This window comes from Serratia sp. LTN-2, from assembly GCF_059740205.1.
Window position 1 is genome coordinate 39,744 of record NZ_JCAXDO010000003.1, and the last position, 15,907, is coordinate 55,650.

At 59.1% G+C, this 15,907-nt stretch carries 18 protein-coding genes and 2 pseudogenes; 13 read left to right on the plus strand and 7 right to left on the minus strand.

The genetic code is table 11. The annotated features are described in order from the left end of the window. Positions 1–42: 42 nt before the first annotated feature. The 6 genes and pseudogenes from AC6BYQ_RS07315 to AC6BYQ_RS07340 form a co-directional block, all read right to left on the minus strand. Positions 43–357: pseudogene (locus AC6BYQ_RS07315) on the minus strand (Y-family DNA polymerase); the annotation flags it as partial. A 2-nt stretch (positions 358–359) separates the two neighbouring features. Further along, entirely contained in the window at positions 360–794 is a 435-nt protein-coding gene (gene umuD, locus AC6BYQ_RS07320; RefSeq protein ID WP_050578390.1) for a translesion error-prone DNA polymerase V autoproteolytic subunit, read from the minus strand. Positions 795–981: 187 nt separating this feature from the next. Next, a pseudogene (locus AC6BYQ_RS07325) lies at positions 982–1,161 on the minus strand (SOS response-associated peptidase family protein); the annotation flags it as partial. Between the two features lie 313 nt (positions 1,162–1,474). Continuing rightward, positions 1,475–1,846, minus strand: coding sequence for a hypothetical protein (locus AC6BYQ_RS07330; protein ID WP_126181107.1), 372 nt, complete (start codon positions 1,844–1,846; stop codon positions 1,475–1,477). Positions 1,847–1,921: 75 nt separating this feature from the next. Continuing rightward, positions 1,922–2,245: a helix-turn-helix domain-containing protein gene (locus AC6BYQ_RS07335; RefSeq protein ID WP_176829689.1), complete on the minus strand. Its 324-nt coding sequence runs from the start codon at positions 2,243–2,245 to the stop codon at positions 1,922–1,924. 229 nt (positions 2,246–2,474) lie between these two features. Next, on the minus strand, positions 2,475–3,425 hold the full coding sequence (locus tag AC6BYQ_RS07340) for an alpha/beta hydrolase (protein WP_019453527.1): 951 nt from the start codon (positions 3,423–3,425) through the stop codon (positions 2,475–2,477). 100 nt (positions 3,426–3,525) lie between these two features. On the opposite strand from AC6BYQ_RS07340, the gene AC6BYQ_RS07345 reads away from it, so the two are divergent. From AC6BYQ_RS07345 to AC6BYQ_RS07360, 4 genes are all read left to right on the plus strand, one after another. Next, entirely contained in the window at positions 3,526–4,143 is a 618-nt protein-coding gene (locus AC6BYQ_RS07345; protein WP_498056607.1) for a TetR/AcrR family transcriptional regulator, read from the plus strand. Positions 4,144–4,264: 121 nt separating this feature from the next. Beyond that, positions 4,265–5,107, plus strand: a complete 843-nt coding sequence (gene fdhD, locus AC6BYQ_RS07350) for a formate dehydrogenase accessory sulfurtransferase FdhD (RefSeq protein WP_211129623.1) — start codon at positions 4,265–4,267, stop codon at positions 5,105–5,107. 58 nt (positions 5,108–5,165) lie between these two features. Then, the gene (locus AC6BYQ_RS07355) at positions 5,166–6,083 is read left to right on the plus strand and encodes a bestrophin family protein (protein WP_015378312.1); all 918 of its coding nucleotides are present in this window, start codon (positions 5,166–5,168) and stop codon (positions 6,081–6,083) included. A 34-nt stretch (positions 6,084–6,117) separates the two neighbouring features. After that, the gene (locus AC6BYQ_RS07360) at positions 6,118–7,080 is read left to right on the plus strand and encodes a Dyp-type peroxidase (protein WP_498056608.1); all 963 of its coding nucleotides are present in this window, start codon (positions 6,118–6,120) and stop codon (positions 7,078–7,080) included. Positions 7,081–7,090: 10 nt separating this feature from the next. Here the strand turns inward: AC6BYQ_RS07360 and AC6BYQ_RS07365 are convergent, their stop codons facing one another. Next, positions 7,091–7,924, minus strand: a complete 834-nt coding sequence (locus AC6BYQ_RS07365) for an IclR family transcriptional regulator domain-containing protein (RefSeq protein WP_015378314.1) — start codon at positions 7,922–7,924, stop codon at positions 7,091–7,093. A 243-nt stretch (positions 7,925–8,167) separates the two neighbouring features. Here AC6BYQ_RS07365 and AC6BYQ_RS07370 point away from each other — a divergent pair, with 243 nt between their 5' ends. The 9 genes from AC6BYQ_RS07370 (at position 8,168) to benB (ending at position 15,893) form a co-directional block, all read left to right on the plus strand. Continuing rightward, positions 8,168–8,854 carry a 3-oxoacid CoA-transferase subunit A gene (locus AC6BYQ_RS07370; RefSeq protein WP_015378315.1) on the plus strand — a complete coding sequence of 229 codons (687 nt, stop codon included), beginning with the start codon at positions 8,168–8,170 and terminating at the stop codon, positions 8,852–8,854. A 10-nt stretch (positions 8,855–8,864) separates the two neighbouring features. Beyond that, entirely contained in the window at positions 8,865–9,545 is a 681-nt protein-coding gene (locus AC6BYQ_RS07375; protein WP_440528966.1) for a 3-oxoacid CoA-transferase subunit B, read from the plus strand. Continuing rightward, the gene (pcaF, locus tag AC6BYQ_RS07380; protein WP_063918577.1) at positions 9,523–10,725 is read left to right on the plus strand and encodes a 3-oxoadipyl-CoA thiolase; all 1,203 of its coding nucleotides are present in this window, start codon (positions 9,523–9,525) and stop codon (positions 10,723–10,725) included. Before AC6BYQ_RS07375 ends, pcaF begins: the two co-directional genes overlap by 23 nt. 8 nt (positions 10,726–10,733) lie before the next feature. Continuing rightward, the gene (gene pcaD / locus AC6BYQ_RS07385) at positions 10,734–11,495 is read left to right on the plus strand and encodes a 3-oxoadipate enol-lactonase (protein WP_498056609.1); all 762 of its coding nucleotides are present in this window, start codon (positions 10,734–10,736) and stop codon (positions 11,493–11,495) included. A gap of 3 nt (positions 11,496–11,498) precedes the next feature. Next, positions 11,499–12,614 carry a muconate cycloisomerase family protein gene (locus AC6BYQ_RS07390; RefSeq protein WP_154746426.1) on the plus strand — a complete coding sequence of 372 codons (1,116 nt, stop codon included), beginning with the start codon at positions 11,499–11,501 and terminating at the stop codon, positions 12,612–12,614. 17 nt (positions 12,615–12,631) lie between these two features. Beyond that, positions 12,632–12,922, plus strand: a complete 291-nt coding sequence (catC, locus tag AC6BYQ_RS07395; RefSeq protein WP_063918580.1) for a muconolactone Delta-isomerase — start codon at positions 12,632–12,634, stop codon at positions 12,920–12,922. 83 nt (positions 12,923–13,005) lie between these two features. Beyond that, a complete protein-coding gene (gene catA, locus AC6BYQ_RS07400) occupies positions 13,006–13,935 on the plus strand; it encodes a catechol 1,2-dioxygenase (protein ID WP_498056610.1) in 930 nt (309 codons plus the stop codon). Positions 13,936–14,022: 87 nt separating this feature from the next. Then, complete coding sequence (locus AC6BYQ_RS07405) at positions 14,023–15,399, plus strand: Rieske 2Fe-2S domain-containing protein (RefSeq protein ID WP_440528968.1); 1,377 nt, start codon at positions 14,023–14,025, stop codon at positions 15,397–15,399. Then, positions 15,396–15,893: a benzoate 1,2-dioxygenase small subunit gene (benB, locus tag AC6BYQ_RS07410; RefSeq protein ID WP_063918582.1), complete on the plus strand. Its 498-nt coding sequence runs from the start codon at positions 15,396–15,398 to the stop codon at positions 15,891–15,893. Before AC6BYQ_RS07405 ends, benB begins: the two co-directional genes overlap by 4 nt. The last annotated feature ends 14 nt before the right edge of the window (positions 15,894–15,907 follow it).

Here is a 15,907-nt window from a genome sequence, read left to right on the forward strand (position 1 = left end):
TGTCCATAGCTCGGATTCCACTGCTTGGGTGACCACACTATACAACTTACTCTTATCCAGCGAATAAATCTCCACCGCCGGCGCCATCTCCTCCAGCGTGTCCATCACCCGGCGGGACATATCGGCGTACAGCGCGTAGTTGGAGGAGAACACCGCGACGTTGCGGCGGCGCATCTCCTCTTTGATCTTGAAATAAGGCGCGCCCATCGGCACGCCCAGCGCCTTCGCCTCGGCGTTGCGGGCGATCACACAGCCGTCGTTGTTGGACAGCACGATCACCGGCCGCCCTTGCAGGTCGGGTCGGAAGATGGTTTCGCAGGAAGCGTAGAAGCTGTTGACGTCTACCAGGGCGAACATGGCTACAGTGCCGCGTAGACGATAAAGGTCACCACGCCGAAGATCTCCAGCTGCGCTTCGTCGTCGAACACGATAGGCGCGTAGGCGGGATTCATCGGCAACAGCCGCACGTCGGGCCGGCGCTGCAGTTTTTTGACGGTGAATTCGCCGTCCACCGCGGCGATCACGATATTGCCGTGCTCTGGCGTCAGGGCGCTGTCGACGATCAGCAGATCGCCATCCCGAATATTGCCGTCGATCATCGATTCGCCGCTGGCGCGCACGAAATAGGTGGCGTTAGGATGGCGCACCAGCAGCTTGCCGATATCCAGCCGGCTCTCGACATAGTCCTGTGCGGGAGAAGGAAAGCCGCAGGCCACACGATCGGCAAACAGCGGTAACGTCAGGGGCTCACCTGGTGAAAAAGCATACAACCTTGAAGTGCTCAGCATATTCATAACCAAACTGTATATTTATACAGTAAAGCATAAACAAAACGCGAACGCGTGCAACCCCTAATCCCCGGCGGATCGCACTTTGCCGTGTAATATAATAATTTTCTGAGTGATTTTTCCTGCAACTTTTGGCGTTCTTCACGTGTGTTTGCACACATGATACCCACCAAAACTGTGGATAATGCAGCACTCAGCCCGTTGGCGTATCGATGGGCAGGATGAGTGAGGGATTGTCATTGCGAACGGCGCCGACGGCGGGCGATCCCGGTTGCCAGACGAAATCCTCTGCCTGCAGGCTGTACACGTCAGCCTGCATTTGACCAGAGGGCGGGACTAAGCGGGTGTCGAGCCAGTCGCGTGCGGCCGTCGGTCTCTGCTGCGTACAGCGCCGCAAAGAACAGCGGCAGGCCTTGCCTCAGCAAGAGCCCACGGGAGGAACGGCGGACGGCCTTACAAAATGACGCCAATAAAATTGCGACTGGCAATGGCATCAATGGGACGGCCAGAGACGAAAGTCAGTACGTTATGCCAGGAGCTTGGGATAACCCGACAAACGCTGTACCGCCACATTTCCCCTGATGGTCCACTGCGAGCTGACGGTATAAAGCGGCTCAACCGGGGATAATTTTAGCGGACGGAAAAATCTGGAGTTCCGGCGTAGAACCCCGAATAAGGAATAATCCTTAATTCATTTCAGGATTATTAATTCCATCTAAAACCTCTTGGCAATATTCTTTTTTATAGGCTTCATCATTACTTAACGACTTAACCAAAAAATCAGCATTTTTCCAACCATTATCCCAATGCGTATCGAACCCTGACTGTTCATACTTTAATGTTCTAGTTAATGAGTCTTTTATTTGTTTTTTATATTTATCAATTTTCTCATTGGTTGCCCCACAAACATCATGTGCAACACGAGCATTTGAGCCAGAAAAACCTATTGCTGAAATTGCCATCGCTTCATTTGATTTGTCGAAATCATTCGCATATGCCACAGCATTAGATAAAGCGAATATGACAAGAGCAGGTATGGTTTTTTTGTATGAAATCATCTTTCACCTCTAACTCATTGATTGTTCATGGGGTCAGTTTGGATATAGAAAATTATTGTACATTAAGGCTGCTTTTTAATCAGTCTCAACTTCTTTATAGAAGGCCTGAATGCGACAAACTTGGGAAGTACTGCAGCCTGTCGCGTCTGCTGTTTCTCGGATGCTCAGTTTCTTAATCTGTCGGTAGTGCCTGATCCATCCTGCTCGCTCCATCTCACCGCTGGCGCGCACGAAATAAGTGGCATTAGGATGGCGCACCAGCAGCTTGCCGATATCCAGCCGGCTCTCGACATAGTCCTGCGCCGGTGAAGGAAAACCGCAGGCCACACGATCGGCAAACAGCGGTAACGTCAGGGGCTCACCTGGTGAAAAAGCATACAACCTTGAAGTGCTCAGCATATTCACAACCAAACTGTATATTCATACAGTAAAGCATAAACAAAACGCGAACGCGTGAACCCCCCTATCCCCCGTCAGAACACAGTTTGACGCGTAATATAATAATTTTCTGAGCGATTTTTTTTTACGCCTGCTAACGGTTTCACTCTGCCTTGCACACACGTTATCCACTAAAACTGTGGATAACATGCTGAGCTGCAGTGGCGTCTTCAGAACATGCGCCGTCGCCTCACCGCTCCGCCGCGGCCAGGCAAAAACGATGCACCGCTTCAACCATCTGATCGAGGCCCGGCTGCTCGAGGGGATAATGCCCGGCGTTCTCGAGCATCACGGTGGTCACCGGCACCCGCCGAATGCGCCGCAGAAACAGTTCACTCAGGTGCAACGGCGTCCAGCGATCCTGCGCCGGTTGCGTCAACAGAACCGGGCAAACGTCGAACGCTTCCGGTTCAATGGCGGGTGCATACTCCGCGTACGAGGCCAAAAACCGCATCGTCACCCAGGCTCCCGCCGAGGTGTTGTCCGCCAGGCACGCCTTGAGCGCCGCCTTGTCATTGACCAGCGCATGCATCTTGCTCGCCAGCGCCATCGGCATCGCCATACCCGCCAGCGGCGTGGCGGCCGTCAGCCGCGCCAACGGAATGCCCAGGCGGCTCATCAACAGATTCAATGCCGTCTCGTCGCGCACCTGCTGTTCACGCTGATCGAGAAACGTCATGCCGACAATGCCTTTCACCTGCCGGTTCAACGCCGCCACGTGGTAAGTCTCCATCCCGCCGGCGCTCAGGCCGTACAGCACAATCGGCCGCGCATCCTTCGCCCGTTCCGCGTCGATCAGATCGCTGCCGATCTGCACCCAGTCGTCGTAACGCACGCGCCGCCGTTGGCCGCCCATCTGCGTCATTCCGTACCCCGGCATGTCGACGGCGATCGTCTCTATCCCCCGGCGCGCCAGCGGTGCTCCCAGGATGGTCGACATCTGTCGGCCGTTGGTGCCGACCCCATGAAACAGGATCACTTTCACCGGCGCCTCCGGGCGGCGATAGCAGTCCAGATGAATACGGTGCTGCCGCCAGGGCCACCACACCTCGGTCGGTTCTTCCCCCGGCCGCAGCCGAAAATTTTCCGGCAGGAATCGTTGAATCTCCTGCCAGTGAGATTGATTGGCGTAATTCTCCATACGAAACCTCTGGCGTTATGGCGCTTGGTTGACGGGTTCAATTTCAGTATAATCCAACAAATGTCGGATTATTAAAATACAACTTATGTCGGAAAAAGCGATGCCGCAAGCAAAAAAAAATGTGCGCGTGCCGGTTCAGGAACGCGCGGCGGCGCGCATGGCCAAAGTGCTGAGCGCCGCCGAACAGATGCTCGCCACCCTCGGGCCGGAAAAAGCCTCCATTCCCGCTCTGGCGGAAGCAGCCGATGTGCCGCGCGCCGCGATCTACCCGTTCTTCCCGGACAAATACGCGCTGTTTTCACACCTGGCTCAAAGCCATATGGCGCAACTGGCGCAGGCGCTGCGTGAAGCGGAGCTCGAGAGCGCCGACACCCTGCACGATTGGGTGGATGCCGCCGTGGCGGCCACCGCCCGCTACTACAACGCGCATCTGGCGGCGAGCGTCCTGCTGCTGAGCGGCGCGTTCACCGAACCGGAGCAAGAGGCGCACGCCGCCAAGAACCTGACGATCGGCGAGATGTTCCGCGCCAAAGTGCGCGAGCTGCCCGAACTTGATGCGCTGCCGTCAGATCCCGACGTCGTCTTGATCGCCATAGAATTGGCGTTCGCCTGCATGAAATACGGCTATGCGCGGGAAGGCACCGTCTCGCCGGCCATTTGCCGCGAGGCTACGCGGGCGGTCACGAGCTATCTAGGGCAGTGGCACGCCGCGCCGTAAGGCGGTGGCAAAGACGCCCCGTTTCGCCCTGTTCAAGCACGCCATCTATGATAAAATCGGCTATCACTCATCAGACTCTATCTGACGCCGGCGCTGTATCCGCCGGCGCCGCGAAACCATCATGAACAAGCATTTGATTCTCGACGAACCCGGCGATGCCGACTCGGCCTGCCTGTCGCGCCACGCAGTCTGGCAGCGCAACGATCTGGCTCAGGCGCAACAAGACTGGCTGGCGGAAGAAGTGCCGGTCGCCCTGGTGTACAACGGCATTTCCCACGTAGTGATGATGGCGACGCCGAAAGACCTGGCGGCCTTCGCCATCGGTTTTTCGCTGTCCGAAGGCATCATCGCCTCCCCCGACGATATCTACGACATTCGTCAACAACCGGCCTGCAACGGCATCGAAGTGCATGTGGAGCTCTCGAGCCGCCGCTTTATGCAGTTGAAAGAGAAGCGCCGCAGCCTGGCCGGCCGCACCGGCTGCGGCGTCTGCGGGGTGGAACAGCTGCAGGAGGTCGCTCAACCCATCGCGCCGCTGCCCTTCACGCAACGCTTCGATTTGGCCCTGCTCGACCGGGCGTTGGCGCAGCTGCAAGGGGTGCAAACGGTAGGGAAACTGACCGGCTGCACCCATGCGGCGGCCTGGATCCAACCGGACGGCGCGCTCAGCGGCGGATGCGAAGACGTCGGCCGCCACGTGGCGCTCGACAAGCTGCTGGGCTACCGCAGCCAACAGGCGTGGTGGCAAGGCGCAGCGCTGGTCTCGAGCCGCGCCAGCTATGAAATGGTGCAAAAATCCGCTATGTGCGGCGTCGAGATCCTGTTCGCCGTTTCCGCCGCCACCCGCCTGGCGGTGGAGGTGGCCGAACGCAGCAACCTGACGCTGGTGGGGTTCAGCAAGCCGGGACGCGCCACCGTCTATACGCATCCGCAGCGGCTCTGGCAATCGACGACGACGGCATAACGCCGCCGGATAAGAATCGACTATTCTCAATAGCAGGACACCAGGAAGCGCCAACGTCATGATAATTCGCCCGAACCAGAACTGGTTTTTTCGCCTGTTCGCCTGGCACGGTTCCGTGCTGTCAAAGATCACCTTTCGCCTGTCGCTGAACGTGCTGATGTCGATAGTGGCGGTGATCAGCTACCAATGGTACGAGCAGCTCGGCGTGCATTTAACCATCGCACCGTTCAGCCTGCTGGGCATCGCCATCGCCATCTTTCTCGGCTTTCGCAATAACGCCGGCTATAGCCGCTTTGTCGAAGCGCGCAACCTGTGGGGTTCGCTGCTGATTACCGAGCGCTCCCTGCTGCGTCAGATCAAAAGCCTGCTGCCGGATGAACCGGCGGTGCAGCAAAAGGTCGCCAAGCTGCTGATCGCTTTCAGCTGGAGTCTGAAACATCAGCTGCGCGCCACCGATCCGACCGCCGATCTGTACCACAATCTCAGCAGCAAGGAGCTGGCCGAAGTGATCGCCAGCCCGATGCCGACCAACCGCATTCTGCTGATGCTGGGTCAGGAGATCGGCAAACTGCGCCATCAGGGCCTGCTGAGCGACATCACCTTCGAGCTGCTCGACAACAAGCTGAGCGAGCTGTCCCACGCCCTCGGCGGCTGTGAACGGCTCGCGAGCACCCCGGTGCCGTTCGCCTATACGCTGATCCTGCAGCGCACCGTTTACCTGTTCTGCAGCCTGCTGCCTTTCGCCCTGGTAACCGACCTGCATTACATGACACCATTTGTTTCGGTGTTCATTTCCTATACCTTCTTATCCTGGGACTCACTGGCCGAAGAGCTGGAAGATCCGTTCGGCGTGTCGGCCAACCATCTGCCGTTAAACGCCATCTGCAATACCATCGAGCGCAACCTGCTGGAAATGAACGACCAAAGCCCGCTGCCGCCGCCGATGAAACCCGACGAGCACTTTAATTTGATCTGATCTCTTTCACCCGAACACACTGGAGCCGAATGCAATGAATGCAAATAACACTTCGCCGCAAGCCGTATTCACGCCGGTAACGCGCCATGCCATCTTCATCGTCGCCACCCTGTCGCCGGTTCCCGACCAGCTGGCGGCGGTGCGCGCCTGGTGCGGCGATATCGCCGCCGTAGTGCGTTCGGTCGGCAAACGCGCGCCGGCGGGCAATCTCACCTGCGTCTGCGGCTTCGGCTCCGAAGCCTGGGATACGCTGTTCGGCGCGCCGCGCCCTCGCCAGCTGCACCCGTTCAGCCCGATCGGCAGCGGGGAACGCGTCGCGGTCGCCACGCCTGGCGACATCCTGCTGCATATTCGCGCTGATGAAATGGATCTGTGTTTCGAACTGGCCTCTCAGCTGATCGGCAAGCTCGGCGACGCCGTAACGGTAATCGAGGAGGTGCACGGCTTCCGTTACTTCGATCAGCGCGCCATGATCGGCTTCGTCGACGGCACGGAAAACCCGGAGGGGCACGAGGCCTTCGACTACACGGTGATCGGCGACGAAGACGCGGCGTTCAGCGGCGGCAGCTATGTACTGGTGCAGAAATACCTGCATGACATGCAGGGCTGGAACTCGCTCAGCGTGGAAACGCAGGAGAAGATCATCGGCCGCCACAAACAATCCAACATCGAGCTGGATGAAGCGGTCAAACCGTCGTCGTCGCACAGTTCGCTGACCACCATCACTGACGAGCAAGGCAACGAGGTGAAGATCCTGCGCGACAACATGCCGTTCGGCCGCCCCGGCCTGCGCGAATTCGGCACCTACTTTATCGGCTACGCGCGCTCTCCGCAGCCGATCGAGCAGATGCTGGAAAACATGTTCATCGGCCGCCCGGCCGGCAACTACGATCGGCTGCTCGATTTCAGCCGCGCGGTGACCGGCACTCTGTTCTTCGTGCCTTCCGCCCCGCTGTTGGAAGCGCTGGCCGACCGCAGCGGCGCCGAACTGCACTAATCCGCTTGCCCTACAGCAGCAGCGCCAGCTCCATCGCCGTGCGCTGCAGCTGCGGCAGCACTCGTTCGCGCAGCTCCGCCGCCGAGATCTGCGACGCATTGACGCCAACGTTCATCGCCGCCACAACCCCGCCTTTACGTGAATGCATCGGCACCGCAATGGAACGCAGGCCGATCTCCAGCTGTTGATCGTTGATGGCATACCCCTGCCTGCGTACCCTGGCCAACTGTTCCTGCAGCTGCTCCGCACTGGTGACGGTAAACTCGGTCAGCGGTTCGAAAGTGACCCGCGACAGATAATCCTCCAGTTCTCCCTCGTCCAGCGCACTGAGCAACACCAGCCCCATCGACGTCGCATAAGCCGGCAGACGGCTGCCGCGCCCCAGATCAATAGTCATGATGCGTTTAACCGAGGCGCGGGCGATATACAAAATGTTATCGCCGTCCAGCGTCGCCACCGAGCAGGATTCATTAAGCAATTTGCTGAGATAGTCCAGCGAGTTTTGCGCCGCCTTCGCCAGCTCGGAGGAGGAAAGATAAGCGTGGCCAATAGTCAACACGCGCGGCAGCAAGCGATAGTGGCGCCCATCGGGACAATGCACGAATCCCAGCGCTCTTAGGGTATACAAACAACGGCGCACCGCCGCGCGCGGAATGCCGGTTTGTTGACTGATCTCGGACACCGACATCTGCGAATATTGCGGCTTGAAGGCCTGCAACACCTCCAGCCCTCTGGCCAGCGAGGCCATAAAATTAGGGTCGCCCTTGTACTGGTCGTTGCTTAAATCACCGATCTCCTGCAGGCGACGCAGTTCTTCGGTGCCAAATTCAGGAACTTCACTCATTCAGGCCTCCCATTAGTATCTGCACTCAATTTACACGCTCAATATGGCAGTAAAGCCCTGCGTATCGCATCCGATGCCGATTTAGCTGCCTGCATCACAAAATGCAGACCTAAACCCTCAATGTATCGATAATCGCACAATGTTCTGATATTCGCACTTGCTGATGCTTTTTTCATCCTCTAGGTTAATTTCAAACCCGCTATTTGTTGGCGCAACGTCCTAACCGAGCCTTGAGGAGAACTGATGATCGATAAAAGCATGGCGTCCGCAGACGCCGCCGTCGCAGATATTCCGGATGGCGCCACCCTTATGGTTGGGGGATTCGGCCCGGCCGGGCAACCCTACGCACTGTTGGATGCTCTGATCCGTCACCGGCCACGCGCGCTTACGCTGATCAGCAACAATGCCGGCAACGGCGATTTTGGTCTGGCGGCTCTGCTGAAGGCCGGCTGTGTGCGCAAAGTAGTGTGTTCTTTTCCACGGCAGGCTGATTCTTGGGTGTTTGACGACCTCTACCGCCGTGGCGAGTTGGAGCTGGAGCTGGTTCCGCAAGGCAATCTGGCGGCGCGCATCCAGGCCGCCGGCGCCGGGCTCGGCGGTTTCTATACCCCAACCGGCTATGGCACCCAATTGGCGGAAGGGAAGGAAACCCGCGAGATCGACGGCCGCCGATATGTTTTCGAACTGCCGCTGAAGGCCGACTTCGCGCTGATCAAGGCAGAACAAGCCGACCGTTGGGGCAACCTCCGCTATGACAAAACCGGACGCAACTTCGGGCCGATTATGGCGATGGCCGCCAACTGCACCATCGTCGAAGTCAACCATATGGTGCCGTTGGGCGAACTGGATCCGGAGAACATCATCACGCCCGGCATCTTCGTACAACGCCTGGTGCCCTCTTCTCCCCGTGCAGCACGGCTTTCGGCTTAAGGAGCGCATCATGAGCAAACTGACCCATCAACAGCTGGCTGAGCGCATCGCGCGCGATATTCCCGAAGGCGCCTACGTCAATCTGGGCATCGGCATACCCACTCAGATCGCCAACTACCTGCCCGCCGATAAAGAGATCTTCCTGCACAGCGAAAACGGCATTCTCGGCATGGGCCCGGCGCCGATGCCGGGCGAAGAGGATCCGGAATTGATCAATGCCGGCAAACAACCGGTTACGCTGCTGAAAGGCGGCTGCTTTTTCCACCACGGCGACTCTTTCGCCATGATGCGCGGCGGCCATCTGGATATTTGCGTGCTGGGCGCCTATCAGGTCTCCGAACGCGGCGATTTGGCGAACTGGAGCACTGGCGCACCGGGGGCGATTCCGGCGGTCGGCGGCGCGATGGATCTGGCGATCGGCGCACGTCAGGTGTTTGTGATGACCGAACACCTGACCAAAACGGGTGAATGCAAAATCGTCCGCCAATGCAGCTATCCGTTGACCGGCGTCGGCTGCATCGACCGCATTTACAGCGATCTGGCGGTGATGGATGTCACCCCCCAGGGACTGGTGGTGCGCGAAATATTTGCCGGCCTGACTCCGCAACAGCTGCAGGAGGTCACCCCGGTCGCACTGACTTTCACCCTTCAACACGGGGAACCGCGCCATGAATCCAGCTTATCTGTGTGACGCCGTCCGCACGCCCTTCGGTCGCCTCAACGGCAGCCTGGCCGGCATACGCGCCGACGATTTGGCCGCTCTGCCGCTGAAAGCCCTGCAGGCACGTCATCCGATGCTCGACTGGAGCCAGGTGGATGACGTGCTGCTCGGCTGCGCCAATCAGGCGGGGGAAGACAACCGCAACGTCGCGCGCATGGCGCTTCTGCTCGCCGGTCTGCCGGTGCAGGTGCCCGGCTGCACCATCAATCGCCTGTGCGGCTCCAGCCTGGATGCGGTGGCGGCTGCGGCGCGCGCCATCAAAACCGGCGAGAGCGGGCTGATGATCGCCGGCGGCGTGGAAAGCATGTCGCGGGCGCCGTATGTGATGGGCAAGGCGGAAAGCGCCTTTAGCCGCGCGATGAAGATTGAAGACACCACTATGGGCTGGCGTTTTATCAACCCGCAAATGCAGGCGCTGTATGGCGTGGACACGATGCCACAGACCGCTGAAAACGTGGCGTCGCAATTCGACATCAGCCGTCGCGATCAGGACGCCTTCGCCCTGCGCAGCCAGCAACGCACTGCCACCGCGCAGGAAAGCGGCTTTTACAGCGACCAACTGATCGAGGTGCTTATCCCGCAGAAGAAGGGCGAGCCGTTGACCTTCAGCCAGGACGAACATCCGCGCGCCACCACCTTAGCCGCACTGGAAAAACTCAGGCCGGTGGTCGCCCCGCAGGGCAGCATCACGGCCGGCAACGCATCCGGCCTGAACGACGGTGCCTGTGCGCTGCTGCTGGCCGGGGAGCGCAGCATGGCGCGCCATGGCCTGCAGCCCATGGCGCGCATCGTGGCCAGCGCTGTCACCGGCATCGAACCGGCGATCATGGGATTTGCCCCGGCGGCGGCGGTGCGCAAAGTGTTGCATATTGCCGGCCTGACCCTCGAACAGATGGACGTGATCGAACTGAACGAAGCCTTCGCCGCGCAAGCGCTGGCGGTGACCCGCGAGCTGGGACTGCGCGACGATGCGCCGCAGGTGAACCCGAACGGCGGCGCGATTGCGCTCGGCCATCCTTTGGGCGCCTCCGGTGGCAGGCTGGTGATGAACGCCGCCTGGCAATTGAGGAAAACGCGCGGGCGCTACGGGCTGTGCACCATGTGCATCGGCGTCGGTCAGGGCATTGCGCTGATTATCGAACGGGTATGAGGCCAATCATGGATATTGAATATCGTCTCGACGGCCCGGCCGACGCACCGCTGCTGGTGCTGTCCAACTCGCTGGGCACCACTTTCGAGATGTGGCAACCGCAGTTGGCGGCGCTGACCGAACGCTTTCGCCTATTGCGTTACAACCAGCGCGGCCACGGAGCCACCCCGTTGGCGAAAGCGCCACTGCAACTGCAGCAGTTGGCTGAAGACGTCATCACCCTGCTCGACCATTTGGATGCGCCGAACGCCCATTTTTGCGGCATTTCGATGGGAGGATTGACCGGGCTCTGGCTCAGTCGTTATCACCCCGAGCGCATCGGCCGGCTGGTGGTCGCCAATACCGCCGCCCGCATCGGCGACGCCGAAGGCTGGCGACAACGCGCGCAGCAGGTACGGGAACACGGGTTGGCGCCGATCGCCGCCGCCTCCCCCGCGCGCTGGTTCTGCGCGGCATTCGCGCAACGCCACCCCGAGCAGGTGGCGGCGCTGGTGGCGGCGCTGGCAGCCGGTAATCCACAGGGATACGCCGCCTGCTGCGAGGCGCTGGCGCGGGCCGACCTGCGCGCCGAGGTCGCCTCGATGACGCGGCCGATGCGGGTGATTGCCGGTGAGCAAGATCCGGTCACGACGGTGGCGGACGCCGAGTTTTTAGTCGCCAATGCGCCACTCGCCGACCTGCGGCGGTTGCCGGCATCGCATATTTCCAACATCGCCTGTCCGGATCTCTTCAACCGCTGCGTTGTCGAGTTTCTTACTGAAAAGGAATGAAACATGGAACTTCGCATTGAACGCATCGACAGCTGGCTGGTGGATATCCCCACTATTCGGCCACACAAATTGTCGATGGCCACTATGGGCTGCCAAACGCTGACGCTGGTGCGCATGACCTGCGCCGACGGCCTGATCGGCTGGGGGGAAGCCACCACTATCGGCGGGCTGAGCTACGGCCCGCAAAGCCCGGAGGGGATCAAGTCGGCGATCGACGGCTACCTCGCGCCGCTGCTGAGCGGCAAAAGCTTCAGCGGTCTGGCGCCGCTGGTTGCGTTGATGAATGGCCAGGTCCAGGGCAATACCTTTGCCAAGTCGGCGCTGGAAACCGCCTTTCTCGATGCCCAGGGCAAACGCCTCGGCCTGCCGGTCAGCACCCTGCTCGGCGGCGCGCTCAGCAACACTCTGCCGGTGCTGTGGACGCTGGCCAGCGGCGATACGCAGCAAGACATCATCGAAGGGCAACGCCTGTTGGCGGAAGACCGTCATCGCGCCTTCAAGTTGAAGATCGGCGCCCGGCCGCTGGAGGAAGATCTGCACCACACCCTGGCGATCAAGCAAGCGCTGGGGCCGGAGATCAGCATTCGCGTCGATGTTAACCAGGCCTGGGATGCCGCCACCGCCGTACGCGGAATGGCGGCGCTGCAGCAGATCGGCATCGATCTGGTCGAACAGCCGGTGCCGCAATGGGATCGCACGGCGTTAATCCGCCTCAGTCAGCGCTTCACTCTGCCGATCCTGGCCGACGAGGCGGTGGCCGACGCTCACGACGGTTATGCATTGGCTGCGGGCGGCTTTACCGGCGCCTACGCGCTGAAGATAGCCAAGGCCGGCGGCCCGGCGCAGGCGCTGAAACTGGCGCAGGTCGCACAGGCCGCCGGAGTCGGCGTCTATGGCGGCACCATGCTGGAAGGCACGCTGGGCACCGTCGCCTCGCTGCACGCCTGGTCGACGCTGAAGCTGGATTGGGGCAGCGAGATGTTCGGCCCGCTGTTGCTGAAAGACGACGTGGTCACCACGCCGCTGCGTTTCGCCAACGGTCACGTCAGTCTACCGTCAGGCCCGGGCCTGGGGCTCGATATCGATGAAGACAAACTGCGCTTTTACCGCCGCAAATAACCACGAGGTACGACGCCATGCTGTTCAAAGTTGAAATGGTCGTGAAATTACCGCTCGATATGCCTAAAGCGCTCGCCGACGAAATAAAAGCGCGCGAAAAAGCGTATTCGCAAACCCTGCAGGCGAGCGGAAAATGGCGACATCTTTGGCGCGTAGCCGGTAGCTACGCCAACGTCAGCATTTTCGATGTGGAAAGCAATGCCGAGCTGCACGAGCTGTTATTCGCACTGCCGCTTTACCCTTATATGAAAATTCGCGTAACGGCGTTATGCCGACACCCGTCATCGATCCGCGACGATGACAAATAAAACACCGGGATAATAACCCGCAAGGTTAGCTGTTAATTCCTGTTCTCTGTATAACCTACATTATAAGCAATGAGGAATTCACAATGTCTATTTCCTTCAATCAACGTCAAGACATTATCAAACTGCTGGAAATCAGCAGCGGTTTTACTAATGACAATGGTGATCCGCGTTTCAAAAAAATCATGCATCAACTGCTGGGCGATATTTGTCAGCTCATCGATCGCTATGATATTTCCCCTGAGGAATTTTGGCAGGCGATCAACTATCTGCACGTCTTGGGCGAACACCAAGAGGCGGCGCTCCTGGCCGCCGGCTTGGGGCTGGAACACTACCTCGATCTGCGCGACGACGAGCGCGAACGTCAACAAGGGCTGAGCGGCGGTACGCCACGCACCATCGAGGGGCCGCTGTATGTGGCCAATGCGCCACTGAGCGCCGGCTTCGCGCGGATGGACGACGGCGACGACGACGGCGAGGTGATGTGGCTGCACGGCCAGGTCAAAGGCGCCGACGGCAAGCCGCTGGCGGGGGCTGTGGTCGATATTTGGCACGCCAACACGTTGGGCAACTACTCTTTCTTCGATAAATCGCAGAGCGGCTTCAACCTGCGCCGGCGGATAACCACCGACGCCGATGGCCGCTACGCGGCACGCAGCATCGTGCCGTCGGGCTACGGCTGCCCGCCCGATGGGCCCACTCAGGCTTTGCTTAATCGACTGGGCCGCCACGGCAACCGCCCGGCGCATATTCATTTCTTCGTCTCCGCACCGGCGCATAAACACCTGACGACGCAAATCAACCTCAATGGCGACCGCTATCTGTGGGATGACTTTGCTTTCGCTACCCGCGATGAGCTGATCGCCACCCCGGTGAAAATCACCGATTCGGCGCTGGCGGCAAAACGCGATCTGCCCGGCCCGCATACCGAAGTGCAGTTTGATTTCACGCTTTATGCCGCTGCGGACCGCATCGAACAAAACAGAATAAACCGTCCCCGCGCGCTGCAAGATTAATCTTTTTCGCACGAGAGAATAGCGACGCCAATAACGGGCAATCGGCTATTGATTGCCCGTCAATCCCTTTTATATGAGGCCATGAATATGCACTCATTATTGAACCCGACAATATCCAAGCTGAAAGAAAAAATAAATCATGCTTTAATCATTGATAAAGAAAATGGCATATATCAGTGCAACCGCGGTATTTTTACCGATGAGGCGCTGTTTGAATTGGAAATGAAAGCCATTTTCGAAGGCAATTGGATTTATCTGGCGCATGAAAGCCAAATCGCCGACTCAGGCGATTATTACACGCTCACCGTTGGGCGTCAGCCGGTGATGATCACGCGCGACAAAGACATGCAGCTGCATGCCATGATCAATAGCTGCTCGCATCGGGGCGCAATGTTGGCCAGCCGCAAGGCCGGCAATAAAAGTACCTTCACCTGCCCCTTCCACGGCTGGACCTTCAATAACGCCGGCAACCTGCTGAAAGCCAAGGACGAGAAAACCGGCGCCTATCCCCCCTGTTTCAAGCGGGACGGCTCACACGATTTGAAACAGCTGCCGCGTTTTGAATCTTATCGCGGATTTCTGTTCGGCAGCCTGAGCGATGAGGTGCAACCGCTGGAGGACTATCTGGGTGAAACGCGACAGATCCTCGATCTCATCGTCGATCAGGCTGAGAGCGGGCTGGAAGTTCTGCGTGGCTCATCCTCCTACACCTTCGACGGCAACTGGAAGCTGCAGATGGAGAATGGTGCGGACGGTTACCACGTCAGCGTGGTGCACTGGAACTATGTCTCCACCATGGCGCATCGGGATGCCGCCAGCGGCACCCAAACCATGGACGCCAACTGCTGGTCGTCAAAAAACGACGGTGGCGCCTACGGCTTCAAGAATGGTCATCTGCTGTTGTGGACTCGGGTGCTGAACCCGGAGTCCCGCCCCATTTATCGGCACTTCACCCGTTTGAACGACGCCTTCGGCGCACACCGTGCCGACCTGATGGTGAACCAAACCCGCAACCTGTGCCTTTACCCCAATCTGTACATCATGGACCAGCTTTCCAGCCAGTTGCGCGTAGTGCGCCCGATTGCCGTCAATAAAACCGAAGTGACCGTATTCTGCTTTGCGCCGAAGGGCGAAAACGCCGACGAGCGAGCCTTGCGCATTCGCCAGTATGAGGATTTCTTCAACGTCAGCGGCATGGGTACGCCGGACGATCTGGAGGAATTCCGCGCCTGCCAGCTCGGGTTCAACGCCGGCAACATGCCCTGGAGCGATCTGAGCCGCGGCGCTACCCGCTGGCTGGAGGGCCAGGCTGACGACAATGCCAAAGCGCTGGGGATCGTACCTGACATGACCGGTCCGCGCCCGGAAGATGAGGCCCTGTATCTCAGCCAGCATCATCATTGGCAAAACATTCTGCTGCGCCAGCTGGAGCGCCAGCAACGACACGACGAGGTGGCGCAATGAGCACATTTAACCTGCAACAGCGGGTGGAACAGTTCCTGTACCGCGAAGCACGCCTGCTGGATGACCGGCAGTGGGATGACTGGCTGGCCTGTTACCATCCGCAGGTCGAATATTGGATGCCGGCCTGGGCTGACGACGATCGCCAGACGACGGACCCTCACAGCGAGATTTCGCTGATTTATTACGCCAATCGCGAAGGCCTGGAAGACCGCGTTTACCGCATAAAAACCGAACGCTCAGCCGCCAGCAGCATGCCGGAGCCGCGCACGGTGCATCTTATCAGCAACGTGGAGCTGTTATCGTCCGGCGCGGAACAGGCCGAGGTGAACTACCACTGGGCCACCTTCTATCACCGCTACAACCACACGGACACCTATTTCGGCTCAACCCGACTGTGGATAGATCTTAGCGGGGAGGCGCTACAAATTAAGCGCAAGAAAATTCGTCTGGATAATGACTATATCAATCATGTAATTGATATTTATCATCTTTAATGCAGGAGGTGAGG